The sequence below is a fragment of the Candidatus Palauibacter sp. genome, from assembly GCF_965216145.1.
Lineage (GTDB): Bacteria > Gemmatimonadota > Gemmatimonadetes > Palauibacterales > Palauibacteraceae > Palauibacter.
In genome coordinates this window covers 4,268,573-4,292,265 of record NZ_OZ244149.1, presented here as the reverse complement: position 1 = coordinate 4,292,265, position 23,693 = coordinate 4,268,573, and the positions used below count along the sequence as shown (strand labels likewise).

19 protein-coding genes are annotated in these 23,693 nt (G+C 70.5%); 17 read left to right on the top strand and 2 right to left on the bottom strand.

Going from position 1 to position 23,693, the window contains the following annotated elements; genetic code table 11:
* The first annotated feature begins 4 nt into the window (after positions 1-4).
* The 7 genes from ACOOHF_RS18505 to ACOOHF_RS18475 all read left to right on the top strand — a co-directional run bounded on the left by ACOOHF_RS18505 (position 5) and on the right by ACOOHF_RS18475 (position 8,280).
* Positions 5-1,819 carry a DUF885 domain-containing protein gene (locus ACOOHF_RS18505; RefSeq protein ID WP_420462851.1) on the top strand — a complete coding sequence of 605 codons (1,815 nt, stop codon included), beginning with the start codon at positions 5-7 and terminating at the stop codon, positions 1,817-1,819.
* The gene (locus ACOOHF_RS18500) at positions 1,816-4,584 is read left to right on the top strand and encodes a M14 family zinc carboxypeptidase (RefSeq protein WP_420462850.1); all 2,769 of its coding nucleotides are present in this window, start codon (positions 1,816-1,818) and stop codon (positions 4,582-4,584) included. Before ACOOHF_RS18505 ends, ACOOHF_RS18500 begins: the two co-directional genes overlap by 4 nt.
* 35 nt (positions 4,585-4,619) lie before the next feature.
* Positions 4,620-5,459 carry a metallophosphoesterase gene (locus ACOOHF_RS18495; RefSeq protein ID WP_419936712.1) on the top strand — a complete coding sequence of 280 codons (840 nt, stop codon included), beginning with the start codon at positions 4,620-4,622 and terminating at the stop codon, positions 5,457-5,459.
* 75 nt (positions 5,460-5,534) lie between these two features.
* Positions 5,535-6,221, top strand: coding sequence for a hypothetical protein (locus ACOOHF_RS18490; protein WP_419936713.1), 687 nt, complete (start codon positions 5,535-5,537; stop codon positions 6,219-6,221).
* Positions 6,214-6,663 (top strand): MOSC domain-containing protein, encoded by a 450-nt coding sequence (locus ACOOHF_RS18485; protein WP_420462849.1) that lies wholly within the window; start codon positions 6,214-6,216, stop codon positions 6,661-6,663. Before ACOOHF_RS18490 ends, ACOOHF_RS18485 begins: the two co-directional genes overlap by 8 nt.
* 10 nt (positions 6,664-6,673) lie before the next feature.
* Complete coding sequence (locus tag ACOOHF_RS18480; protein WP_420462848.1) at positions 6,674-7,636, top strand: alpha/beta fold hydrolase; 963 nt, start codon at positions 6,674-6,676, stop codon at positions 7,634-7,636.
* Entirely contained in the window at positions 7,633-8,280 is a 648-nt protein-coding gene (locus tag ACOOHF_RS18475) for a gamma-glutamylcyclotransferase family protein (RefSeq protein ID WP_420462847.1), read from the top strand. The genes ACOOHF_RS18480 and ACOOHF_RS18475 overlap by 4 nt, the downstream gene beginning before the upstream one ends.
* On the opposite strand, the gene mazG is transcribed toward ACOOHF_RS18475, so the two are convergent.
* Positions 8,264-9,145, bottom strand: a complete 882-nt coding sequence (mazG, locus tag ACOOHF_RS18470) for a nucleoside triphosphate pyrophosphohydrolase (RefSeq protein ID WP_419936717.1) — start codon at positions 9,143-9,145, stop codon at positions 8,264-8,266. The genes ACOOHF_RS18475 and mazG overlap by 17 nt on opposite strands.
* A gap of 86 nt (positions 9,146-9,231) precedes the next feature.
* On the opposite strand from mazG, the gene alr reads away from it, so the two are divergent.
* From alr to fbp, 8 genes are all read left to right on the top strand, one after another.
* Entirely contained in the window at positions 9,232-10,404 is a 1,173-nt protein-coding gene (gene alr / locus ACOOHF_RS18465) for an alanine racemase (protein WP_420462846.1), read from the top strand.
* On the top strand, positions 10,401-10,847 hold the full coding sequence (cdd, locus tag ACOOHF_RS18460; RefSeq protein WP_419936719.1) for a cytidine deaminase: 447 nt from the start codon (positions 10,401-10,403) through the stop codon (positions 10,845-10,847). Before alr ends, cdd begins: the two co-directional genes overlap by 4 nt.
* Entirely contained in the window at positions 10,844-12,097 is a 1,254-nt protein-coding gene (locus ACOOHF_RS18455; protein WP_419936720.1) for a hypothetical protein, read from the top strand. The genes cdd and ACOOHF_RS18455 overlap by 4 nt, the downstream gene beginning before the upstream one ends.
* Entirely contained in the window at positions 12,097-13,272 is a 1,176-nt protein-coding gene (locus ACOOHF_RS18450) for a hypothetical protein (RefSeq protein WP_420462845.1), read from the top strand. Before ACOOHF_RS18455 ends, ACOOHF_RS18450 begins: the two co-directional genes overlap by 1 nt.
* 22 nt (positions 13,273-13,294) lie before the next feature.
* Positions 13,295-14,719 (top strand): tRNA (N6-isopentenyl adenosine(37)-C2)-methylthiotransferase MiaB, encoded by a 1,425-nt coding sequence (gene miaB, locus ACOOHF_RS18445; protein ID WP_420462844.1) that lies wholly within the window; start codon positions 13,295-13,297, stop codon positions 14,717-14,719.
* A gap of 71 nt (positions 14,720-14,790) precedes the next feature.
* Positions 14,791-15,030 (top strand): hypothetical protein, encoded by a 240-nt coding sequence (locus ACOOHF_RS18440; protein WP_420462843.1) that lies wholly within the window; start codon positions 14,791-14,793, stop codon positions 15,028-15,030.
* A gap of 89 nt (positions 15,031-15,119) precedes the next feature.
* Positions 15,120-17,483 (top strand): DNA internalization-related competence protein ComEC/Rec2, encoded by a 2,364-nt coding sequence (locus ACOOHF_RS18435; RefSeq protein ID WP_420462842.1) that lies wholly within the window; start codon positions 15,120-15,122, stop codon positions 17,481-17,483.
* A gap of 98 nt (positions 17,484-17,581) precedes the next feature.
* Positions 17,582-18,583 carry a class 1 fructose-bisphosphatase gene (fbp, locus tag ACOOHF_RS18430; RefSeq protein WP_420462841.1) on the top strand — a complete coding sequence of 334 codons (1,002 nt, stop codon included), beginning with the start codon at positions 17,582-17,584 and terminating at the stop codon, positions 18,581-18,583.
* A gap of 69 nt (positions 18,584-18,652) precedes the next feature.
* Here the strand turns inward: fbp and ACOOHF_RS18425 are convergent, their stop codons facing one another.
* Positions 18,653-21,847 (bottom strand): TonB-dependent receptor, encoded by a 3,195-nt coding sequence (locus tag ACOOHF_RS18425; RefSeq protein ID WP_419936726.1) that lies wholly within the window; start codon positions 21,845-21,847, stop codon positions 18,653-18,655.
* A 309-nt stretch (positions 21,848-22,156) separates the two neighbouring features.
* On the opposite strand from ACOOHF_RS18425, the gene ACOOHF_RS18420 reads away from it, so the two are divergent.
* Together ACOOHF_RS18420 and ACOOHF_RS18415 are read left to right on the top strand one after the other, a co-directional pair.
* Entirely contained in the window at positions 22,157-22,663 is a 507-nt protein-coding gene (locus ACOOHF_RS18420; RefSeq protein ID WP_419936727.1) for a hypothetical protein, read from the top strand.
* Between the two features lie 4 nt (positions 22,664-22,667).
* Positions 22,668-23,693, top strand: a complete 1,026-nt coding sequence (locus ACOOHF_RS18415; protein ID WP_419936728.1) for a hypothetical protein — start codon at positions 22,668-22,670, stop codon at positions 23,691-23,693.

Sequence of the window (23,693 nt, the reverse complement as noted above, 5' to 3'; positions counted from 1 at the left end):
CCACGTGGTACGCCTCCGGAACCCACTCGGTTTCTCGCTCTGGCTGGTCGTTTGGGCGGCCGCTTGCGGCGCCCCTATCGACGAGTCTACCGGAGAGGGGCGGTCCGGGACGGGAGACCCGGTCGCCGCCGCGGAACGCGCCTCCGAGCTCCTGGACGCGCTGCTCGACTCCGCCTGGGCGCGCGATCTCGAGACGAGCCCCATCATCCGCCTGCGGGAGGGGCTCGACGTGGAGCGGCTCAACGACCTCGGCTACGAGGAGGCGGAGGATCGGGCCGCCTTCTTCCAGCGGCAACTCGACCGCGCCCTCGCCATCGATGCGGCGGCGCTCTCGGCCGACGAGCGCGTCACGCTGGAGACCCTCCGCTGGCAGGCTGCGATGGTCGTGGAGGGGCACCGCTACTTCTGGCTCCAGAGCGTCCTCACCCCCTATTCGAGCGTTCTGCGCAGCTACAGCCAGATCTTCCCCCTCCTCCCGCTGGAGGATGAAGAGGACCTCGACCGTTTCGTGTCGCTTGTCGAGCAGGTCCCGTCCCACGTGCGCGGCCTCGAGGGCTACGTGCGGGGACAGTTCGAGCGCGACTTCATCGTCTCGAGCCAGAACCTGACGCCCGCCATCCAGCTCGTGCGCGCCACGGCGGGGGAGGCGGAGGGCGGCCCGTTCGCGCTAACCGCGGATCGCGCCGCCGGACTGGATCCCGACCGCGTGGCGGAAGCGAGGGCCCGCATCGGCGACATGGTGCGCGACTCCATCAATCCCGCGCTCGAGGAACTCGCCGTCTTCCTCGAGGGGCCGTACACAGCGCGCGCGCCCGCCGGGGTCGGTCTCTCGCAGTATCCCGAAGGCCGCGACTACTACCTCTATCTGGCCCGGCTCCACACGACGATGGAGGTGACGCCGGAAGAGGTGCAGGCGGCGGGGCATGAACTGCTGGCCGAGTTCCGCCGTCGCATGGCGGACATCCGCGATCGCCTGGGGTGGGAGGGGAGCGCCGAGTCGTTCCACGAGCACCTGAAGACCGACCCGCGCTACTTCCCGACCTCCCACGAGGAGGTGCGCGAGCGGCTGCTCGCCGCCTCCACCCGCATGCTCGAGCGCATCGACGACTACTTCCGGGGCGTCCCCGAAGCCCCGTGGGACGCGAGGCGGCTGGCGCCCGAACTCGAGCCGGCGATGACGTACGGCTACTACTCGGCCCCCTCGGCGGCCGAACGGACCGGCATCTACTACTACAACGGATCGAGCCTGGACCAGCGAAGCTGGCTCGGGCTCGCGTCGATCTCGCTGCACGAGCTGATTTCCGGCCACCACTTCCAGATCGCGGGCCAGCGCGAGAGCGAGACGCTGCCGGACTACCGGCGCAACACCTCCTACACCGCGTACGCGGAGGGGTGGGGCTCCTACGCGTCCTTTCTCGGATTCGAGGCGGGCGTGTACGAGGACCTGTACGGCGAGTACGGCTTCTACATCCTGGAGAGCTTCCTCGCGACCCGGCTCGTGGTGGATCCGGGAATGAACTACTTCGGGATGACCCGGGCGGAGGCGCGGCAATTCATGCGCGAGAACACGCTCGAATCCGAGACCCGGATCGCGACGGAATCGCTGCGCTATTCGACGGATCTGCCGGGGCAGGCGCTCGCCTATCAGATGGGGAAGCGCAAGCTGCTCGAGTTGCGGGCCCGGGCCGAGGGTGCGCTCGGCGACGGGTTCGACATCCGGGGCTTCCACGACGTGGTGCTGCGGAACGGGTCCGTGCCGATGGTCGTGCTGGAGGGGCAGGTCGACGCGTGGATCGACGCGGAGGGAGGCGGGAGATGACGAGGCGGACGATGACGACACGGGCGCTGGCGATGGCCGGTGCCCTCGCGCTCGGGGTCGGGGCCGGCCCGGCCGAGGCCCAGATGCCGGGTTCGGCGCCGACGCCGGAGTCCGTCCTGGGGCACGCCGTCGGGGCGGATTTCCGGCTCGCGACCTACGAGACATCGATCGAGTACTTCGAGCGCCTGGCCGCCGCGAGCGACCGTCTTGAGCTGCGCGAGGTGGGGCGTTCATCCTTCGGGCGACCGGTCTACCTGGCGCTGATTTCGAGCGCGGAGAACCTCGCAAGCCTCGACCGGCACCGGGAGATCGCGCAGCGGCTCGCGCATCCCCGCGGCCTCACCGACGAGGAAGCGCGGCGGCTTGCCGCCGAAGGGAGGGCACTGGTCTGGATCGACGGCGGGCTGCACGCATCGGAGGTTGCCCACGCGCAGCACACGATTCAACTCGCGTACGATCTGGTGACGGGAGACGCGGATCCGGAGATGGCCGCGATTCTCGACAACGTCATCCTCCTCCTCTGGCCCTCGATCAACCCGGACGGGCAGACGCTCATCGCGGACTGGTATCACTCGAACGTGGGGACGCCGTACGAGGTCGCGCCCGCCCCCTTCCTCTATCAGAAGTACATCGGGCACGACAACAACCGGGACGGCTACATGATCAACCAGATCGAGTCCCGGTACACGACCCGCGTGGCGCGCGAGTGGGAGCCGCACATCCTCTACAACCACCACCAGAGTTCGCCCTTCCCGACCCGGATCTGGATTCCGCCCTTCGCCGAGCCGATCTCGCCGCACGTGCATCCGCTCATGTGGCGCATGGTGAACCTGATCGGGATGGCGATGTCGCAGGCGCTCGAGGAGCGGGGCCAGCGCGGCGCGACGCACATGGGCACCGGATTCGACAACTGGTATCCGGGGTTCATGGACCACGCGCACAACTTCCACAACGTCGTCTCGTTCCTCACCGAGACGGCGCTGTACCGGTACGCGACGCCGGGGTTCCATACGATCGGGGACTTCCCGCCCTCGGAGCGGGACCTGCGGCCGGAGTCGCTCTACTCCAGTCCGTGGGAGGGCGGGTGGTGGCGGCTGCGGGACGCCGTCGACTACATGCTCACGGCCCCGGTCTCGGTGCTCGACGTGGCGGCGAAGTACCGGACGGACCTCCTCTACAACCGCTACCAGGCGGGCCGGGACATCATCGCCGAGTACGAGGAGGGGCCGCCCTACGCGTACTTCGTGCCGCAGGCGCAGCGGGATCCCGTGGCGGCGGTTGAACTCCTGCGCCGGCTCGCCTTCAACGGGATCGAGATTGACCAGCTCGAGCGGGCGGTGAGCCACCAGGGCCTGGACCATCCGGCGGGGACGTGGGTCATCCGCATGGACCAGGAGTTCGCCAACTTCGTCCGCCAGTTGTTCGTCATCCAGGACTATCCGGACCTGCGCGAGTACCCGGAGGGTCCGCCCGACCAGCCGTACGACGTCTCCGGGTGGACGCTCCCGCTGCAGATGGGGGTGCGGGTGATCGAGGCCGCGGCGCCGCTCGGCCCGGAGCTGCGGGATGCGCTGCAGCCGCTGTCCGGCGAGGCGCTCGCGTGGGACGCGGAGGTGGAGGACGCGTCGCCCTTCGACTCGCCGATCGGGGTCGGGCTCGACTCGCACCCCGTGGCGGCGGCGATCACGCCCCGGGAGGGCCGGATCACGGGCGGTGGATCGGCGCTCGTCGTCGAGCCGGCCCAGAACAACGCCTTCAAGGCGCTCAACCGGGCGTGGGCGGCCGGCGCCCGGGTCTCGTACCTGCCCGGCGAGCCGGGTGCGGGCGGCGAGCCGGGGAGCGGCGGCCGCTACGCGATTTCCGGGCTCCCGGGAGAGACGGGGGTCGTCCGCGATCTCGGACTGCAGGCGTCGCGGGGCGGCGGCGGCGCGAGCCTGCGCCAGCCGCGGATCGGGCTCTACCGCCCCTGGAACGCGAGCCTCGACGAAGGCTGGACGCGCTGGGTGCTCGAGCGCTACGGGTTCGACTTCACCAGCCTCCGCAACGCGGACGTCCTCGCCGGTGACCTTGCCGGCCGGTACGACGTGATCCTCATGGCGGACCTGTCGCAGGGGCAGATCCTCAACGGGTTCGCGAAGGGCTCGGTGCCGCCGCGTTACGCGGGCGGCATCGGTCCGGAGGGCGTACGGGCACTCGACGCCTTCGTGCGGGACGGGGGCACGCTCGTCACGCTCAACCGCAGCTCGCTGTTCGCGATCGAGGAACTGCATCTGCCCGTGCGCAACGTCGTCGCCGAGTTGAGCCGGCAGGATTACTTCCAGAGCGGCTCGATCCTCGAGATGATCGTCGACCCGTCGCACCCCGTGATGTCGGGGATGCCGCAGCGGGCCTCTGTCGTCGTCGGACAGAGTCCGGTGTTCACGACCGAGGAAGGATTCGAGGGACGCGTGATGGCGAAATACGAGGCGGAAGGTTCACCGCTCCTGTCGGGATATCTGCTGGGAGCCGAACATCTCGCGGGCTACGCGGCGGCGGTCGACGTGGCGCACGGGGCGGGACGGGTCGTGCTGCTCGGCATGCGGCCGCAGTGGCGCGGGCAGCCGTTCGGGAACTTCCGCATCCTCTTCAACGCGGCGCTCTACGGCCGCGAACTCGCCGCCGCCACGCCGGAGTCGGCGGAGTTCTGGACCGCCCCCGAGGATACGGAGGACGAGACGGAGCGTGAGACAGAGCGCGAGGGCGAGCCCGGGGACGGCGGACCATAGCGGCCCGGCGATTCCGACCCGGCTGGACGGGCTGGATGCTCCTCTTCCTCCTCGCGACCGCGGCCGTGCTCGCTGCGTGGGCCTTCTGGTGGGAACCCGGACGGCTCGTCCTGAACGAGATCGAACTCGAGGTGCCGGGGTGGCCGGAGGGCGAGGAGACGCACATCGCGCTCATCGCCGATCTTCACGTCGGATCCCCCAGAAACGGCCGCGAGAAGCTCCGGCGCGCGGTCCGGCGCGTGAACGAGACTCTTCCGGATCTGGTGCTCATCGCGGGGGACCTGACGATCGACAACGTGCTCGGGGGCGGCTTCGTCCCGCCCGAGGAGATCGCCGAGGACCTCGCCGCGCTGGACGCGCGCTACGGCGTGTTCGCGGTGCTCGGGAACCACGATCGGTGGCTGTCGGCCGGGCGGGTTGAGGAGGCGCTGACCGGCGTCGGGATCACGGTGCTCGACAACCGAGGGCAGCGCGTGCGCGTGCGGGGGCACGACACCTGGATCGCGGGCGTGGCCGACTACTGGACGGGTCATCCCTCGATCGACGACGCACTCGAGGGCGCGGGCGCCGGCGAGCCGGTGATCCTGTTCACGCATAACCCGGATCTCTTCCCCGAGGTGCCGGCGCGTGTCTCGCTGACGCTCGCCGGGCACACGCACGGCGGCCAGGTCATCATCCCCTTCGTCGGTCCCGGGATTACCCCCTCCCGCTTCGGCGCCCGTTACGCGGCGGGTCACGTGGTCGAGGACGGACGGCACCTGTTCGTGACCACGGGGGTGGGGACGAGCCGGCTCGGCGTCCGCTTCCTGGTGCCGCCCGAGGTGGTCTCGCTGAGGCTCACGCGCTGCGAATCCTGCGAGTCGCCGCCGGAGTGACTATCATCCCGCCGAAGACGATCATGCCGCCGCCGCGATGGGCGCCGATTCCCTGAAACCGGAGTAGTGCCGAACATGCTGTCGGTCCCGAAACTGCGCGTCCGGGAGATGCGACTCGCGCGCGCGGGCTGGTTCCTCGTTGTCCCGGGTCTGGTCATGCCGCTCGCCGCCGCCGCGCAGGAAGACAGGCTCCCGCCGCCGGAGGGTTGGCTCGCCCGTACGGACCACGGGGGCGACGGAATGGACGCGGTGCGGGAGATGCCGCCCGGCTGGCACATCACGACGGGGCCGGCGGGCATCTTCTACCATCCCGAGACGACGGCGAGCGGCGACTTTCGCGTCGAGTCCACGGTGTTCCTGTTCGACCCGGAGGGGCGGAACGAGGGGTTCGGCGTCTTCTTCGGGGGCACCGACCTCGAGGGCGACGGCCAGGCCTACACCTACCTCCTCCTCCGCCAGGACGGGAGCGTGATCGTGAAGCGCCGGGATGGCGGGGAGACATCCACGCTGCTCCCGTGGACGAAGCACGATGCGGTCGTGACCTGGGCGGCGCGCGGCGAGGGCGCGGCGACGGCGAAGAACGTCCTCTACGTCGCGGCGGCGGGGGACGATCTGATCTTCGGCGTGAACGATCAGGAGGTGTTTCGGGTGGGTCGCGACGGGCAGCACGTGGACGGCGTCGTGGGCCTGCGGGTGAACCACGGCCTCAATTTGCATATCTCGGCTCTGGAGGTGACCCCCGTGGAGGTGAATGATGGCTGAGTCCGGCGGGGCACGGCTGGAGGCGATCTGGCTCAAGTCGGAGAAACTCAGTCCGATGCGGCCGGTGTCGGAGGCTACTCTCGTGGCGGGGCAGGGGCTGGAGGCCAACGCCGATCGCGGCGGCTATCGGCAGGTGACGCTGCTCGACGCGGGCGCCTGGGAGGTCGCGACGCGCGAGGTAGGCGTCGAGCTCAGCCCGGATGCCCGCCGGGCGAACCTGCTGGTCCGGGGCGTCGATTTCCGCGACACGGCGGACCGGGTCCTGCGGATCGCCGGCTGCCGCATCAGGATCCGCGGCGAGACGCTCCCCTGCGAGCGCATGGAGGCCGCGGCCGCGGGGCTGAAGGCGGCGCTGGCGCCGGACTGGCGCGGCGGCGCCTACGGCATGGTGCTCGAGGGCGGGCCGCTCGCGCTCGGCGATGCGGTGGCCTGGGAATTCTGACGGCCGGGCCGTGAGGAGATCGCGGACGGCGGCGGGGCTCCTCTCGCTGTCCGCCCTCGCTGCGGGGTGTGAACCCCCGGCTCCGGCGTCGGGGCCGCCCACCCTGGCCGGGTCGCTCTCGGTCTACCAGGCGGAACTCTTCTATCAGAAGGTCGGCCTCGGGGACCCGGTCGTCGTCGTGAACGGGGGCCCGGGGCTCGACCACTCGTATCTCCGCCCCTGGCTGGGACCGTTGGCCGAGACGCACCAGGTCATCTTCTACGACCAGCGAGGGCTCGGCGCCTCGAACGCGGTGCTCGACGCGACGAGCATCTCCATGGAGCGCTACCTGACGGACATCGACCGCATCCGGGAGGGCGTCGCGGGAGAGGAGCAGTTCACGCTGCTCGCGCATTCCTGGGGCGCGATCCCCGCGCTCCTGTACGCGCTTGAGCGGCCGGAGCGGCTCACGGGCCTCATCCTCGTCTCGCCGGTGGAGCCGGGCAGCCGGTTCCGGGATCAGACGGACGGGAACCAGCTCGCGCGGCGGGATTCGGGGGATGTGGCGGCGCTCGATTCGATCCAGCGGACGCCGGCGTTCGCGGCCCGGGACACGGCGGCCATGAACCGGCTCTTCTTCCACGTCTTCCGCGGCACCTTCGCCGACACGGGCGTGGCGGACAGCCTGCTGCGCCTCTCACTCCACGAGCGGACGGCGCGCCAGGGTCAACAGGTCGCGGCGCTCCTCATGGCGCCGCTGCGGGGGCTCGACTTCTGGGACCGTCTCGGGGACGTCGCCGTCCCCGTGCTCATCGTGCACGGCGCCGAGGACCCGATCCCGGTCGAGATGGTGGAGGCGATGAACGAGGCCCTGCCGGACAGCCGTCTCGCGCGCATCGCGGGCTCGGGGCACTTCCCCTTCATCGAGCAGCCGGCGCGGTTCTGGCCGGCGATCCGGGACTTTCTGGGCGCGCGGGCGGAGGGCGGTCCGTGACTTCGGGCGACGAGCCCGGTCCGGTAGACGATCCGGCCCGGCTGCTCGACGCGCTCTCCCGCATCAACGCCGCGCGACGGGATCCGGTGTACAGTCCGGCCCGCGTCGGTGGCCTCCTGGAGGGATTCGAGACGCTCGTGGCGACGCTGCCGGGGGGGGATCGCGGTCCCGCGGGCGCCGCCTCCCTCGCCGAACTCGAGGCCCTCCTGAGCGGGGAAGGCGCGGGGGACGCCGTGACGGAGCTGCGCCGCTATCTCGAGCCGGTCCTCGACCGGCTCATGGAAGAACTCCTCGACCACCCGGAGCGGCGCCTCGCCGCGTACGGATCGCTTCTTCCCGGGGAAGACAACCACCATCACGTGGCGACGCTGGTGGGGAGATGGGTCCCGGGAACGGTCGAAGGCGCGCTCATCGACCGCGGGTGGGCGGCGCGGCAGGGCTATCCCGGCTTCGTGCCCCGGGTTTCGGGCGCTCGCGTGGCCGTGAAGGTGTTCGAGAGTCTCGCGCTGCCCGAGGCCTGGGGGCGGCTGGATGCGTTCGAGGGAGCGTCCTACCGCAGGATTCTCATCCCGGTCGAAACGGAGTCGGGCCGGGTCGTGTGCAACATCTACGAGTGGATCGGCCGCGTTACTCCTCGGCCTTGATCTCGTCCCACACCGCGTCCAGCGTCTCGAGGTCGGCGCTCCGCCACGCGATGCCGCGCGCCTCCGCGACCTCGATCATGCGCCGGCAGCGGCGCTCGAATTTCTCGATCGCGCCCAGAAGGGCGTTGGCGGGATGGGCTCCGGCGAGCCGGGACACGTTCACGACCGAGAACAGGAGGTCCCCGACCTCGTCGACGACGCGGGCCCCCGCCTCTCCGATGCGGCGCGGCCGCGGGGAGGCGTCCGCCGTACGGGCGGCGCGCTCGAGTTCGGCCGCCTCCTCCCGCACCTTCTCCAGGGGCCCCGCCAGGTCGGGCCAGTCGAAGCCGAGCGCCGCCATCCGCTCCTGAACCCGCGCGGCACGGCTGAGCGGATCCAGCCCCGCGGAGACCCCGGCGAAGGGGTCCGTCCCCGCGGACTCCGCGGATTCCGGCTCGCCCCTCGCCTCGGTCCTGGCCTGGCGCTCCGCGGCCTTCAGCGACTCCCAGTCCGGCGGCGCCTCCGCATCGCCGTACACGTGCGGGTGCCTCGCTTCCATCTTCGCCTCGAGCGCCTCGACGACGCCGGCGGCCCCGAAGGCGCCGCGCTCCTCGGCGAGGACGATCTGGAAGGCCACGTTGAGGAGCAGATCGCCGAGTTCGCCCGCGAGGCCCTCGTCGTCGTGGCTCCGGATCGCGTCGGCGACTTCGTGGGCCTCCTCGAGGAGGTAGGGGCGCAGCGTCTCCGGGGTCTGCTTCGCGTCCCAGGGACAGTGCACGCGGAGGAAGCGGACGAGCGCGAGGGCGCGGCCCAGGGCTTCGTCTCCCTCCCGCGCCCGCTCCGCATGCAGGCTTTCGGCATCGGTATCGACAGGTTCTTCGTTCATGGCACGGTTCATGGCGCGGGGAAGCTAGGCTCGATAGGGTGGCAACTCCAGTTCGACGAGCGATTCCCCGATCTCGCAGGCGCCCCTTGACCCGCAGTCCCGCAGACCCCGCCTGCCGAGCCTGGCTCGAGGTCGATCTGGCCGGGCTGACGCGCAACGCGGAGCGAGTGGCCGATCACGTGGCGCCCGCCCGCCTCGTGCCCATGGTCAAGGCCGACGCCTACGGCCTGGGTGCGATCGCGGTCGCTCGCACGCTGGACGGGCTGGAACCGTACGCCTTCGGGGTCGCCACCCCGCGAGAGGGAGCCGAACTGCGGCGCGGCGGGATCGAGCGGCGGATCGTCGTGTTCGCGCCCTCGGCCGCCGCCGAGGCTTCCGAACTCCTCGAGGCGGGACTCGACGGCGCGGCGCTCAGCCTCGACTCGCTCCGGAAACTCGCGGCCCGGGCACGGGCCGAGGCGGGACGGATCGCCGTGCATCTGGAAGTCGACACCGGAATGGGGCGAGCGGGGCTTCCCGCGGCCGCGGCCGCCGACTGGGCGCCCGAGGTCGCGTCCGTCCTCTCCGGGGGCGGGGTCTCGCTCGACAGCGTCTACACGCACTTCCATTCCGCGGGGACGGACGCAGCGGTCACGCGCGGGCAACTGGCGCGCCTCCGGGCCGCGGTCACGCGCCTCGAGGCGGCGGGCGTCGACGTCCCTCTCCTGCACGCGGCCAACAGCGATGCGGCGATGGGGGATCGGCAGTATCATCTGGATCTCGTCAGAGTGGGGATCTACCTGTACGGCGGGAGGCGGGGGACGGGGATCGCCGAGGCGCCGGCGGATCCGGAAGGCGTCGCGCGGGTACGCGCCCGGGTGCTGGAGGTCCGTGACCTGGCGCCGGGATCGACCGTCAGCTACGGAGCGATGTACACCACGAGCGGCGCCGAACGCCTCGCCACGCTCGGGATCGGTTACGCCGACGGCTTGGCGTGGCGTCTCTCGAACCGCGGGCGAGCGCTCGTCCGCGGGATCCGGGTGCCGATCCGGGGCGGGGTGTGCATGGATGTGACCTCGGTAGACGTTTCTGCGGTGTCGGGTGTCGAACCGTCCGACGTGGTCACGCTGCTGGGCCGGGACGGGGCGGAGGAGATCACCCTTGCGGAGGTCGCCGCCGCCGCCGGTACGATCGAGTATGAAGTGCTGACGGCGATCGGTCGCCGCCTGCCCCGCTGCTACGCGGGCGGGCCGGACCACGCCGCTGAAGGGAGCCGATGACGAAGACGCGCGCGCAGGATGGAGTCACGCTCTCGTGGGAAGATCTTGCCGCCGAAGCGAGGTCTGCCCGCGAGCGAGCGCACGCCCCGTACTCGCGTTTCGCGGTGGGGGCCGCCCTCGAGGCCGCGGACGGGCGAGTGTTCGTGGGGTGCAATGTCGAGAGCGCCTCCTATCCGGTCGGGACGTGCGCGGAACGGGTCGCGCTGGGCCACGCGGTCGTCTCGGGAGCACGGTCCTTCGCCCGCATCGTGGTGGCGTCCGGTGGAGCGGTCCCCGCGTCGCCGTGCGGTATGTGCCGCCAGGCGCTCGCCGAGTTCGGTCTGGAACTCGAGGTCATGAGCGTCGGCGGGAACGGAGTGGCGACGACCTGGCGGCTGCGGGACCTCCTGCCGGCCCACTTCGGCCCGCAGCAGCTCGGTCTCGCGCCGGAGGCCGCTTCGTGAACCCTTCGCCCGATCGATTCCCCGCGGCGCTCCGGCTCTGGATCGTGGCGCTCGGGACGCTCGCCGTGCTCGCCGCGTGTACGGAGGACCCGCTCTCGCTCGGTCCCGGCGAGGTCCCGGGGGCGGGCGCGCAGACGAGGGATGTGACGGTTTCCGTGGCGGAGCTCGGGACATGGCGGGACACGACCGTGACCGGCTTCGCGCTCCCCTCGAACGCGCCGTTCGTCTCCGTGTCGAACGGGCCGCTGGTGGCGAGTCGCGCGTTCGCCCGCTTCAACGTTCCGGACACCATCCGTACGCTGGGCGACACGCTGCCGGTCGCCACCTTCGAGGAAGTGGAACTGCTCGTGCGGATCGACACCGTGCGCTCCGAGTTCGGCGGCTTTCCGCTGACGCTGCGGCTGCTCGCTCTGGAGCAGCGTTTCGATCCGGACTCCGCGACCTGGCAGCGGGCCGCGACGGGCGTGCCGTGGGAGGAGCCGGGCGGCGATCTGGGCGTCGAGATCGCGTCGGGCGTTCTGGAGGCGGCCTCCGACACCCTCCTCATGCCGGTCGCCGTGGCGGAGGACTCGCTGATGAGGGCATGGCAGGACGAGGACGGAGGAAACGGATTCGCCCTCGTGGTGGAGGGTCCGGAGACGAGCCTCCAGGTCAGTCGGATCGTCCTGAGGTATGATCCGACGCTCGTCGGACGGCAGTTCCCCGTTCCCCAGGCGCAGCAGTGGGACGAGCGCACGTTCGTCCTCGATCCGCCGCTACCGCCGACGGGCTCCGAACTGCGCATCGGGGGGCTCCCCGCGTCGCGGATCTACTTCGAGTTCGCCCTCCCCGAGAGCCTCGGCGGGACATCGCTCGAAGGGGTCACGATCAGCCAGGCCGAGGTCATCCTGTATCCACTCGCCGCTCCCGAGGTCCATGCCGCGGAACGGGCGATCGAGGCACGGAGGGTCAGCCTGCTCGGCGACCCCTTCGAGCGGGGCGCGAAGACGCCGATCGGCAGCTCAGATCTGCAGGGGACGCGGCTCCACCCCGACCTCCTGGGTAGCGGGGAACCGGTCCGGATGAATCTCACCTTCCTCGTGGCGCGAGCGGTGGCCGGCTCGGAACGCCGCATCCGGATCGGTTTTCGCGGGGACCCGGACGCCCAGATGCTGGGCTACTGGGAGTTCGGCTCCGTCGAATCGCCCCCGGAGTTCCAGCCCCGGCTCCGGCTCGTGTTCAGTTCGGCCCCGAAGTTCGGTGTGCCGTGATGCGCGGCGCACGCCGGTTCGGGACCGGCCTCGTGCTGGCCGCGCTCGTGGCGCCGCCGCTCGCGGCCCAGGCGCCGCTCACGTCGATCGGCCTCGGCTATCCGGTCGCCCCGGTGGACGGCCGGGCGGCGGCCCTCGGCGGGTCCGGCACGGGGCTGCTCGGCGGATCGTTCACGGTCGGGAACCCGGCCGACCTCCTGCTCCACGAGGAGCCGGGCTTCTCACTGTCGTTCTCGGGCGAGGGCGTCACGATAGAGGGTGACGGGACATCCCTCGACACGGGGCGGGAGCGCTTCACCACGATCCGCGCGCTGGTGCCCTTCAACGGTTGGGCGGTCGGCATCGCCTTCGGCGGTGAGTTCGACCAGGACTGGTCGAACATCTTCCAGGATACGTTGCGACTGCACGACGGCGCGGTCCCGTACGAGGAGACGCGGGAGCACAACGGCGGGATCAGCAGTGTCGACCTTTCCCTCGCGCGCCGGGTGGGGCCGTTCGGCGTCGGGATCGCGGTGCAGCGGCTGACGGGGGCGCTGCGGCAGTCGTTCTTCCGCGGGTTCGATGATCCGACCGGCGGCGCCCCCGCACTCCTGGACATCGCGGGGGCCCAGGAGCTGTCCTGGCGTGCGTGGCGCTTCAAGGCGGGCGGGTCGGTCCGGGTGTCCGACCGGGTGGTCGTCGGAGCGGGGTTCGGGCGGGGAGGGACGCTGTACGCGACCGTCGAGGGCTCCGATAGCCCGGACGCGGAGTTCGACCTGCCCTCGTCGCTCGAACTCGGGGGAAGCGTGCGCGTGACGAGCCAACTCCTGATCACGGCCGGTGCCGGACGGACGTCGTGGTCGACGGTCGAGCCGCTCGCCGGGGGGGCCGGCTCGGAGTTCACCTCGCACGATGTCGCATGGCTGGGCGGCGGGATCGAGTACGGAGGGATGTCGCTCCTGGGCGGGCGGCTGCCGGTCCGAATCGGGGCCCGCCGAACGGGCCTCCCCTTCAGTCCGGGCCCGGAACCTCTGGACGAACAGGCGTTCACCGGCGGCTTCGGGTGGGAATTCCAGGAGGGGCTCGCCGTGTTCGACCTCGCCTTTGAAGCCGGTTCTCGGGGCGACGTGGCGACCCTGGGAATCGCCGAGAGCTTCCGGCGGGTGACGCTGTCCTTCTCGCTGCGGCAACGCTAGCGTCCACGACATGAGCACGACGGTGAGCACGAGTCTCGTCAGCCTGAAGACTTCCGGCGGGCGGCGCGCCGCCCCGGCGGGCGTTCGCGGTCCGCGCCCGTTCGGCAGCCGCGTCTACATAGAGACGTACGGCTGTCAGATGAACATCAACGACACCGAGTTGATGGAGGGGCTGCTGGCGGAGGAAGGGTTCGTGCGCGTGGACGGTCCCGAGCGCGCGGACGTCATCCTGGTCAACACATGCGCGATCCGGGAGCACGCCGAGCGACGCGTGCGCGGCCGCATCGGCGAACTGCAGCGCCACCGCAAGCGGCGTCCGGAACTCGTCCTCGGCGTGACGGGGTGCATGGCGCAGCGGCTCGGCCCCCGCCTCATGGAGGAGGCGGTCGGTGTGGATCTGGTGGCCGGCCCGGACGCCTATCGCGGCCTGCCGGAGCTGATCGGCTCGATCCAGGCGAACGCGATCGAGCGGGGCCAGACGCTCCTCGAACTCGACGCGGAAGAGAATTACGAGGGCGTCGCCAGTGTGCGGCAGCAGGGGGTAAGCGCGTGGATCACGGTCCAGCGCGGCTGCGATCACCGCTGCACCTTCTGCATCGTGCCCTACGTGAGGGGGAGCGAGAAGAACCGGGCGCCCGAGGCGATCCTGGCCGAGACGCGACGGGCGGTCGCGGACGGCTTCAGCGAGGTCGTCCTCCTCGGGCAGACAGTCAACTCGTACCGGTTCGACGACGGGGACTTCGCGACGCTGCTGCGGGCTGTGAGCCGCGTGGACGGGATCCGTCGCGTCCGCTTCACCTCGCCCCACCCCAACGACGTCACGCCGGAACTGCTCGGCGTGATGGCGGAGGAGCCGGCCGTGTGCCGTCAACTCCACCTGCCCGTGCAGTCGGGGTCCAACCGGGTGCTGAAGCGGATGGTGCGGCGGTACACGTCGGAGGTGTTCCTGGAGAAAGTGGAGGCGACGCGCCGGGAGGTGCCGGGGATCGCCCTCTCCACGGACGTGATCGTGGGCTTTCCCGGCGAGACGGAGGCGGACTTCGAGGCCACGCTGGAACTCATGCGAGGCGTGAGGTTCGATGACGCCTACACGTACAGGTACTCCCTGCGCGAAGGGACGCCCGCCACGCGCTTCCCGGCGGCGGACTTCGTGCCGGACGAGGTGGGGGGCGAGCGGCTGGAGCGCCTCATCGGCGTGCACCGCGCGATCCAGCGAGAGATCAACGAGTCCGAGGTCGGGACGGTGCGCGAGGTGCTGGTCGAACGGCCGGCGCGTTCCCCCGGGGACGTGCTGGGCCGGACGGAGCAGAACAAGGTCGTCGCCTTCCCCGGCGATCGCGGGCGAATCGGCGTCTACACGACGGTGCGGCTGACCGGGACGACGGGGGCCACGTTCATGGGTGTGCCATGCCACGCGGATGAAGGGGGCTTCCGATTCGTTACCTGACGCGCATCGTCGTCTTCGCGGTCGTCATCCTCGCGGCCTTCTGGTTCACGACCGAGAACGCGAACGAACTCGTGAACGTCGACCTGGCCTTTGTACGCATCCGTGCCTCGCTGCCCCTGGTCGTGTTCGTGTCCATCCTCGGGGGCATGGGTCTCTCGGCTGCGCTCGCGTGGCACGCCGAACGCCGCGTCCGGAGACGCGAGGCGAGCCGGGCCGCGATCGTGCGGCCCCCGGCGGACGCGATGCAGGGTCTCGGGGAGGACCCGGCGGCCCCGCGGTTCCAGGCGGAGGAGCGCGGCCCGCCGCTTTGAATCCTCGTTGACGATCGCTCCGAGCGTGGGGACGGACCCTGCGACCCGGAGGCTGATCGACGCGGTTTTTTCCCTCGCCCCTGCTCCTCATGGCGCTGGCGCTGGCCGCCGGCGACGTGGCCGCGCTCGCGCTGGCGCGCGCGGACGGCGCCGTCCCTCCGGGCGCCGTCGCGGTTGGGATCGGCCTCCTCTGTGTGCTCGCGGGCCGGGCGGGGGTGCGCTCCGCCGCGGGCGATCGCCGGGGGCGCGGCGTCCCGTTGGCCGTGGCCCTCGCTCTCGCGGTCCTCGTCGGGGTGCTGGCGGGTCTGCCGCGGGGGACGGCGGCGCTCGGCGCCTGTGTGGCGAAGCTGGAGGGGAACGCGCCGGCCGTGGCGGCCGGCACGGTCGCGGACGCGGTTCCGGCGCGAGAGGCGGGCCCGGGAGCCGGCCTGGTCCGGGTGTCGATCCGCGACGCCCGCATCGTCTCGGGCGGGGCGATCTGCCGCCTGGGCGCGCTGCGCGCCTTCGTGCGGCCCGGCGCGGCGCACGAGGCCGGCTCGGCGGTGCTCGCGCGGGGCACGTGGCGGAGGGCGGACCCCGGTCGGCTGCCCCGGCCGCCCGAGGCGCTCGGCTGGCTGAGCGGCGCGAGCCTCGAGGCGCTCCCCGCCGAGCACGGGGTAAGAGGCCCGCGCGGCCTCGGCCGCTGGATCATCGGGTGGCGGGCGGCGCTGCTGGCGCGGCTCGACGCCCGGCTCGCGCCCCGGCACCGCGCGATCGGGAAGGCCCTGCTGCTCGCCGACCGGAGCACGCTCGATCCCGCCACGCGCGATGCGTTCGTGGGGGCCGGCATCATCCACCTGCTCGCGATCTCGGGGCTCCACGTCGGCCTCATCGGCGCGTCGCTCTCGTGGCTCATCGGCCTGCGCGTGCGGGGACCGCGGCGCCTGCTGTGGGCGGCCGCCTTCACGAGCGGCTACGTCGTCCTCATCGGGGCGCCCCCCTCGGCGGTCCGCGCCGCGCTCATGTTCTGGGGCTGGGCGCTCGCCTTCCGCCGGGCGCGGCCGGCCCGGATCGGCGACCTGGCGGCGCTGGCGGCGACGCTCGCGATCCTCGCCGATCCGCTCATCGTGACGGACCCGGGCTTTCAACTCTCGTTCGCCGGCTTCACGGGCGTCGTGTTCGGGGGACGGGTCAGGCTCCCCCGCCCGCTCTCGGGCCGTCGCGTGAAGGCACTCGCCCGCCCGCTGGCCGTGAGCTGCGGGGCCTTCCTCGCGACGGCGCCGATCGCGGCGTTCCACTTCGAACGCATCGTGATCGCCTCGATCCCGGCCAGCGTAGTGGCGGGCGCCGTGGTGGGGCTGGCGCTGCCGGCGCTCGCGCTCACGCTGATCCTGCCGTGGGGCCTGTGGGTGCTCTTCGCCGGCGCCGCGGACGCATCGCTCGCCTGCCTGGCGGCGATCGCGTCGTTCTTCGCCGACCTGCCGCTCAGCTGGTCCGGGCCCGGTCTCGGCCCCCGCACCTGGCTCGCCGCCGCCGGGCTCGCGGCCCTCGCGCTCGACCGGACGCGGGTGCGACGCGGCCTGGGCATCGTGGCCGTCGGCGCCGGGCTCGCGCTGGCGAGCGCCTGGCCCTCCGTCCGGTCCCTGCTCGACCGGGGCACGGCGCTCGTCTGCACGCTGGACGTGGGGCAGGGTGACGCCGCCGTGGTGCGGACCGGCGCCGGCCGCTGGCTCGTCTTCGATGCGGGCCCGGGCGGCGCGTTCGCCGCGGCCGGCACGGCATCCGGCCGCCCCGCCATGAGCGATGCGGGCGGTCGCGTGGTCGTGCCCTTCCTGCACGCGGTGGGCGCCCGCACCGTGGAACTCTTCGCCATCTCCCATCCCCACCTCGACCACTATGGCGGCGGGGCGGCCGTCTTCGACGAACTGCGCGTGCGGCGCGTGTTCGACCCCGGCGTCCCCGAGCCCAGCGCCGCCTACCTTGCGTTTCTCGAGCGGGTCGAGGAGGAGGGCGCTTCGTGGCACGCGCCCCGCGCCGGCGACCGCCTGCGCATCGACGACGTCGAACTCGAGATCCTGTGGCCGGAGGAGGAGGCCGGGACCGACGCGAACGAGGGATCGCTCTCCTTCCGGCTCACCGTGCACGGTTTCCGCTACGTGAACACCGGTGACGCCGGCGAACCGGTCGAGCGGGCGATCCTCGCCCGCCTCGCGCCGGACCGTCCGCAGGCTGACCTCCTCAAGCTCGGCCACCACGGGAGCCGTACCTCGACCTCCCTCGAATGGCTGCGGGCGATCAGCCCCGAGATCGCGGTCATCTCGGCCGGCATGCAAAACAGCTACGGCCACCCGCATGCCGTCACGCTGGCCCGGCTCGACTCGGCCCGGGTAGAGCGCGTCTGGCGCACGGACGTTGACGGACCCCTGTGCGTCGAGAGCGACGCGGACGGCTGGCGGATCGTCGACCCGCCCTGATGTCCCGGCTTGACGCGAAAAAGCGCCCTTCCGTAACCTTGGCGCGCCCCCATCCCGAGCAGCCACGGGCTGCCGAGCACGTCTCCCGCGGAGCCGCCGTGAGCAGATCCATCACCACCGTCGAACACTTCATCGCCGAGCAGGAGCGCGAGCACCCCAAGGCCACCGGCGCCTTCACGGACATCCTGCTCGGGATCAGCCTCGCGGCGAAGGTCATCTCCGCGGCGGTGAATCGCGCCGGTCTCATCGACATCCTCGGCGTGAGCGGCGCCGAGAACGTCCACGGCGAGACCGTGCAGAAGCTCGACGACTACGCGAACCGGGTGCTCGTCAGCGTGCTCGGTCGCTGCGGCAGCCTGAGCGGCATGATCTCCGAGGAGGAAGAAGGGTTCATCCACATCCCCGAATCACGGGACCCCGGCCCCTACATCATCGCCTTCGACCCCCTCGACGGAAGTTCCAACATCGACGTGAACATCTCGGTGGGGACGATTTTCTCCGTATACCGCAAGCGGAGCACCGGGAAGAGGGTTCGGAAGAGCGATCTGCTGCAACCCGGATCCGCGCAGCTGGCGGCCGGTTACGTCCTCTACGGGTCGTCCACCATGCTCGTGTTCACGACCGGGGCCGGCGTACACGGCTTCACGCTCGACCCCGGGATCGGCGAGTTCCTCCTCTCCTACCGGAACATGAAGATCCCCTCGCCCGGGAAGAACATCTACAGCATCAACGAGGCCTACCACGATCAATGGACGCCGGGCCAGCAGCGACTTGTCGAGCGCTTCCGGCGCCCTCCCACCGGCGGCGCTCCCTTCTCGGCGCGCTACGTCGGCTCGATGGTGGCGGACTTTCACCGCACCCTGCTGCGCGGCGGGATCTTCATGTACCCGGGGACGAGGGAGAAGCCGGAAGGGAAGCTGCGGCTCCTCTACGAGGTGGCCCCCATGGCGCTCCTCTGCGAGCAGGCGGGCGGGCGGGCGAGCGATGGCCGGCGCCGCGTCCTCGACCTCGAGCCCAGCGGCCTGCACCAGTGCGTGCCGACGTTCATCGGCAGCCCGGACCTCGTTGAGATGGCGGAGCGGTTCCTGGCGGAGGAATGACGCGAAGAGGGGGCCCGAAGGCCCCCTCGCATATCGCAATCAGGATCGGATGACCGCTCGACCTGACCTCTACAGCGACAGCCGCACGCCCAGCTGAAGCGCCCACCGGGACAGGATGTTGTCGATGTTCAGCACATCGCTGGCATCGGCCACGCCGTCCTCATTCTCGTCGCCCTGATAGAACCGGACGATGGGACGTCCCGTGTCGGAGTCGTAGCCGCGGAACGACAGGATCGTGGGGGCCTGGAAGGGTGCGTACCTCTGCCTTCCCCACTCCTCGTTGAAGAAGTTCCCGACGTTGATGAAGTCGAGCGTGACCTGGAGGTTCTGGCTGCCGGCGCCCGGCAGGGGCAGGTCCTGGGCGATCCGCAGATCGAGGCTCCGGACCCACGGTTCGCGTGAGGAGTTTCGGTCCACGATCTGGCCCCTGAAGGCGTCCAGGCCGGGTTCGTTGCTCACGAAGGCGTCCCACGCCGCGAAGCCCAGGCACCCTCCGCAGTCCGTCTGGAAGATCGCGTCATCGGCGTCGCCGGGCACGAAGACGAGGTCGTTGAACCTTCGGCTGTCGTTGTTCGCGTCGCCGAAGTACGTCCAGCTGAAGGGCCGGCCCGCCCGCGCCTCGTAGAACGCGGTGATGGTCGTCCCTACGTCCTCGCTCCAGCCGATCCGACCCGACACCGACGCCACGATCCGGTGCTTGATCTCGAAGTCCGCCGTCCCCTCGCCCGGATCGTTCGGGTCGACGCCGACCTCGTTGTACTGGAAGTTCGAGATCGCGCGGCTGGACTGGCCGCTGTTCACGTCCGTGGCGTCGGTCCACGTGTAGGACAGGCTCCCGAACATGTTCGGCAGGAAGTCGCCCCCGAACCGCTTCTGGAGCTGGGTCGTGAACTGCACCTGCCGCCCCTGGTTCGTGTTGTCGAGCAGGAAGACGCCGGGCGAGAACTCGGGGTCCACCTTCTCTCTGGCGAAGAACACCCGGCCGTCGCTCGCCCGTCCCTCGCGGACGAGGCTCAGATCCTGGAACAAGACGTCGTTGACGTTCTTCGTATAGATGCCTTCGACCGTCAGCACGAGGCGGTCCCGCAACTCTCGATCGATCCCCACCGTCGTGCGCCACGCCTGCGGGAATCGGAAGTCCGTGTCCGTCAGGTTCACTTCCGTGGTCGGGATCACCGCACCCGGAACCCTCGGCAGACTGTTCGGGTCGCCCGTGAACGGCGGCGGCGTGCAGCCCCGGAAGGTGGCGCAGTCGATGCGGATGAAGTCCATTCCCGTGTTCGAATACTGGTTCGAGAGCCACACGAAGGGATTGCGGCCCGTGAAGATGCCGGTGCCGCCGCGGAGCTGCGTCGTCCGGTCCTCATCCAGCGCCGCGTTGAAGCCGAGCCGCGGCGACCACATGACGTTGCCGCTCGGAACATCGCTCGTGTGCCGTCCGAACGCGGCGGCGAAGTTCGGGTTCTCGATCGGCTCATCGGGCAGCGCCATGATGTCGGCACGCAGCCCCAGCGTGACGTTGAAGCGGTCGCCGAGGGCGATCTGGTCCTGCGCGTAGAAGCCGAACTGCATCGCGCCCCATTCCGCTCTCGGGAAGCGTTCGGACAACCGCGAGATCGAAGCCCGATACCGGCTCGCCATACCCTGCCGGAAGTCCTCGAAGCCCGAGAACTCCCACTGACCGAAGGCGTCCTGGATGAAGAGGTTGGAGAAGGAGTAGAACTCGTTGTGCGTCCCGAACGTGAGGGTGTGGTCGCCCCGGAAGAGCGTGACATCATCCGTGATCTCGAACACGTCCTGGTCGAGCGCGTTCTGCTGCGAGAATCGCTCCAGTCCCAGCGTCACGCCTTCGCCACGGGGGCCTTCCGTGATATCCACCTCCGGGAAGATGGCGAAGTCCGGCGTCCGCGCGTCGCGCTGCCGCTGATACGAGACGCGGAACATGTTCGACGTGCTGTTGCCGAGGCGACTGTCCAGCTGCAGCACCGTCGAATTCGACACCGCGTCGAAGGTGTAGCCCTGGCTCGGCAACCCCACCTCGCCGCTGTGTCGGCTGATCCCCCGCGCCGAGTTCGCGTTCACGTGGTTGTGCCGGAACGTGAGGTGGTGGTCGTCCGACAGGTTGAAGTCGAGCCGGCCGAAGAGCTTGAGGTCGTCGGTGTCCCGCTGGAGCGTCTCCGCGAACGCGCCGGGATTGTAGTTGTACACGGTGTTGGCGATATCGATGATCTCCGACACCGAGGCCGCGTTCACGTCGATGGTGTTGATTTCGCTGCTGCCGATGAGGCCAAGCGCGAGCGGACGACTCGCTTGCTTGATCTCGCCGCTGGCGAAGAAGTGGATCCGGTCGCGCTGGATCGGCCCGCCCGCACGGAACCCGGCCTGCAACTCGCTGAAGTCACTCAGCCCGAGGGTGTCGAGCTTCCCGGTAAAGCCCTCGTTTCGGCCGAAGAAGTAGCCCGAGGCGTCGAAGTCGTTCGTCCCCGCGCGCGTGACCACGTTGATCGACCCGCCGGTAAAGCCGCCCTGGCGGATGTCGAAGGGCGCGATCGCGACCTGGAACTCCTGCACGGCGTCGAGCGAGATCGGCTGCGAGTTCGCCTGGCCACCCGGCGTGCCGCTGGCCGGCAGGCCGAACACGTCGTTGAGGATCGCGCCGTCGACGGAGATGTTGTTGAAGCGGTTGTTCTTCCCGCCGATGCTGATCCCGCCGATGTTCTCGCTGCTCCCGATGTTCGTGCCCAGCGCCTGCGGCGTGAGACGCGCGAAGTCCTGAATGCTGCGGGCGATCGTCGGGAGGCTCTCGATCTCGCGCGTGGTCACGGTCTGCTGCGGCCCGGTGCGCCCGCCGGAGAGGATCGCGCCGCGCTCCGCCGTCACCGTGATCTCGCCGAGGGCGACGGCCTCCACGGCGAGCACGAAATCCACCCGCCGGTTCTCGCCCAGCGAGAGGACGAGGGCCTCGGCCGACTCGTCCTGGTGGCCGATGAGCGAGACGGAGATCGAGTACGGTCCGCCGACCCGCATGCCCGGGATGTTGAAGCGCCCGTCGCCGCGGGTGAGCGTCGAGTAGGATGTCCCGCTGGGTCCGTGCACCGCGGTGACCACGGCGCTTACGAGCGGCGCCAGATCCTGTCCGGTCACCCGTCCATTAACCGCGGCCTTGGTGACGCCCTGCGCCCGCGCCGCCGCCGGCGCGAACAGGCCGCCGAACGCCGCGAAAGCGACGATCGCCGCGGTTCTCAATGGGGTTGTGTATTTCATTGGCCTACTCCTGCCTGAGGTAGGAAAAAGAAAGGCGCAAGCGCCGGGTCTTCCACTTCCAACGATAAACGGCCCGTCACCCGAAAATGTAACGGAGGCCGGGAGTTTTCGTAACGCCCCCACGCCCCCGACACCCTGCGCGCAGGACCCGCGGAACGACCGACCGCTGACGGCCGTGGCCGCGTCGCGACGAATCGGCGAGACGGCCGTGTAAGGGTTCCGCCGACTCGTGGCATCTGGAGATCAGAAGGGAGTCTCCCTGGATGCTCCCACGAGCAGGTCGATCTTCAACCGTAGGAGGGAGATGGTATGAGAAAGTCGAGCACGAACAGCCTGTTGGCGCTGTGCCTCATCGCGGCGTATCCGTTGGTTCCCGATACGCTGGCCGGTCAGGCCCCGGACCCCGGGATCCGGGTGACTGCGGCGTCCGGGCTCGTTGAGCACGCGTCCCCGCGAACGGTCAAGCCTGTCCACACCTCGGCTCCGTCTCTGCTTACGACGGAGGAGTCGTTCCGCTGCGCCGCCATCCTGGCCGGGTCGGCGGACCCGCCCCGATCACGCACCCGGGGAACGAACGGTACCGCGGAGGCGGACGTGCTTCCATCAACCGCCCCGGCGACCCTGCCGCAGGGGTGCGCGGATTACATCTACAGCGATTGCAGCACCGGTGGCGGCGACCTCTGCGTCGAAGCCTGCGGCTTGACGGAGACATGGTACGAGTTCGGCACCCTCGGGAGCGTGACAGTCCTTTGTAACTACCGCAGGTGCGGAAAGAACGGGATTGCCGCGAGCGGTTCCCATTCCTTCATGTATTAGAGCCATGGACACCCACAAGAGGCGGAGGGCTCGGATTCCTGTTGCCGTTGCGCTGTGCCTTGCCTCGCCGCCGCTGGCGGGGCAGCAGCGGCTGGCCGTGGACCACGAGGCGGGAAGGGAGGTGGTGAACGACTGGACGCGCGCCTTCCTGACGCACGTGTTCGAGGTGGACCACGCCCGAAGGCTGATCTACGCTGCGGAGGTCGGTGAGCCGGCGTTCGTGGTCGCCTTCTCGATTGCGGACGGTGCCTTGGTAGGCACCTACGGCAGGGGACGCGGCGAGGGCCCGGGCGAGGTGCCGTTCATGGTCCAGGACGTGGCGGCGGCCGACGGGGGCCTGCTCGTGTCCGATGGCCGCCGCATCCACTACTGGAGCCTGTTCGGGGATTCTACCTGGACCTGGACTCCCGACCTGAATTTCGCCGTAAGTGTCTGCGCCATGGGTGACAATCCCGTGGTGCCGCTCCTGGACGGGGCGCTTCGGGGGCCCGGCGGCGCCCGCCTCGGCGCGGGTCGGCTGCCCCTGGCGCAAGCCGGTCGTTCGAGGTCTCTCCGCGGCACGGACGGCGTCTGCCTCGACAGTGTGGCGTACTTCTTTGTGGAGGACGCCATCGCCGGCCATACGACGGGGGGGGAGTCGATCGCCGTCCCCGTCCCGCGCGAGATCACCGAGGGCGTGAGGGATTGGCGGGCGTCCAGGCCCGATGGCGGGCGACATAGCAGTTCGTACGCAACGCTGTCGCAGGACGGCCGGGGCCGTCTCGTGCTCACGCTCCTGAGTCATATGCGTCTCGGGTTCACCGCCGCCGTCATCGATCCGGCCACCGGCTGCTACTCGCTCCTGCTGGACGAGCGGAGCAACGTTCATCGATCGATCATGGGGGTGCACCGCGACAGCGCCATCGTGTACGAGCGGGGGGTCAGCGTCCGCGAGATCAACGGTCGCCGCGCGCGCGTGATCGACGCCGAGGCGTTCATGATCGCCCTGCGTCCCCTGCGCCCGGCGGGCGGCGCCCCCTGCATGCAGTAG

Coding starts and splice junctions, on each gene's coding strand:
- ACOOHF_RS18450 (WP_420462845.1), top strand. CDS start 12,097: ATGCGCGGCGCACGCCGGTTCGGGACCGGCCTCGTGCTGGCCGCGCTC.
- mazG (WP_419936717.1), bottom strand. CDS start 9,145: ATGAACGAAGAACCTGTCGATACCGATGCCGAAAGCCTGCATGCGGAG.
- ACOOHF_RS18490 (WP_419936713.1), top strand. CDS start 5,535: ATGCTGTCGGTCCCGAAACTGCGCGTCCGGGAGATGCGACTCGCGCGC.
- ACOOHF_RS18500 (WP_420462850.1), top strand. CDS start 1,816: ATGACGAGGCGGACGATGACGACACGGGCGCTGGCGATGGCCGGTGCC.
- cdd (WP_419936719.1), top strand. CDS start 10,401: ATGACGAAGACGCGCGCGCAGGATGGAGTCACGCTCTCGTGGGAAGAT.
- ACOOHF_RS18435 (WP_420462842.1), top strand. CDS start 15,120: ATGGCGCTGGCGCTGGCCGCCGGCGACGTGGCCGCGCTCGCGCTGGCG.
- ACOOHF_RS18485 (WP_420462849.1), top strand. CDS start 6,214: ATGGCTGAGTCCGGCGGGGCACGGCTGGAGGCGATCTGGCTCAAGTCG.
- ACOOHF_RS18495 (WP_419936712.1), top strand. CDS start 4,620: ATGCTCCTCTTCCTCCTCGCGACCGCGGCCGTGCTCGCTGCGTGGGCC.
- ACOOHF_RS18415 (WP_419936728.1), top strand. CDS start 22,668: ATGGACACCCACAAGAGGCGGAGGGCTCGGATTCCTGTTGCCGTTGCG.
- ACOOHF_RS18420 (WP_419936727.1), top strand. CDS start 22,157: ATGAGAAAGTCGAGCACGAACAGCCTGTTGGCGCTGTGCCTCATCGCG.
- ACOOHF_RS18425 (WP_419936726.1), bottom strand. CDS start 21,847: ATGAAATACACAACCCCATTGAGAACCGCGGCGATCGTCGCTTTCGCG.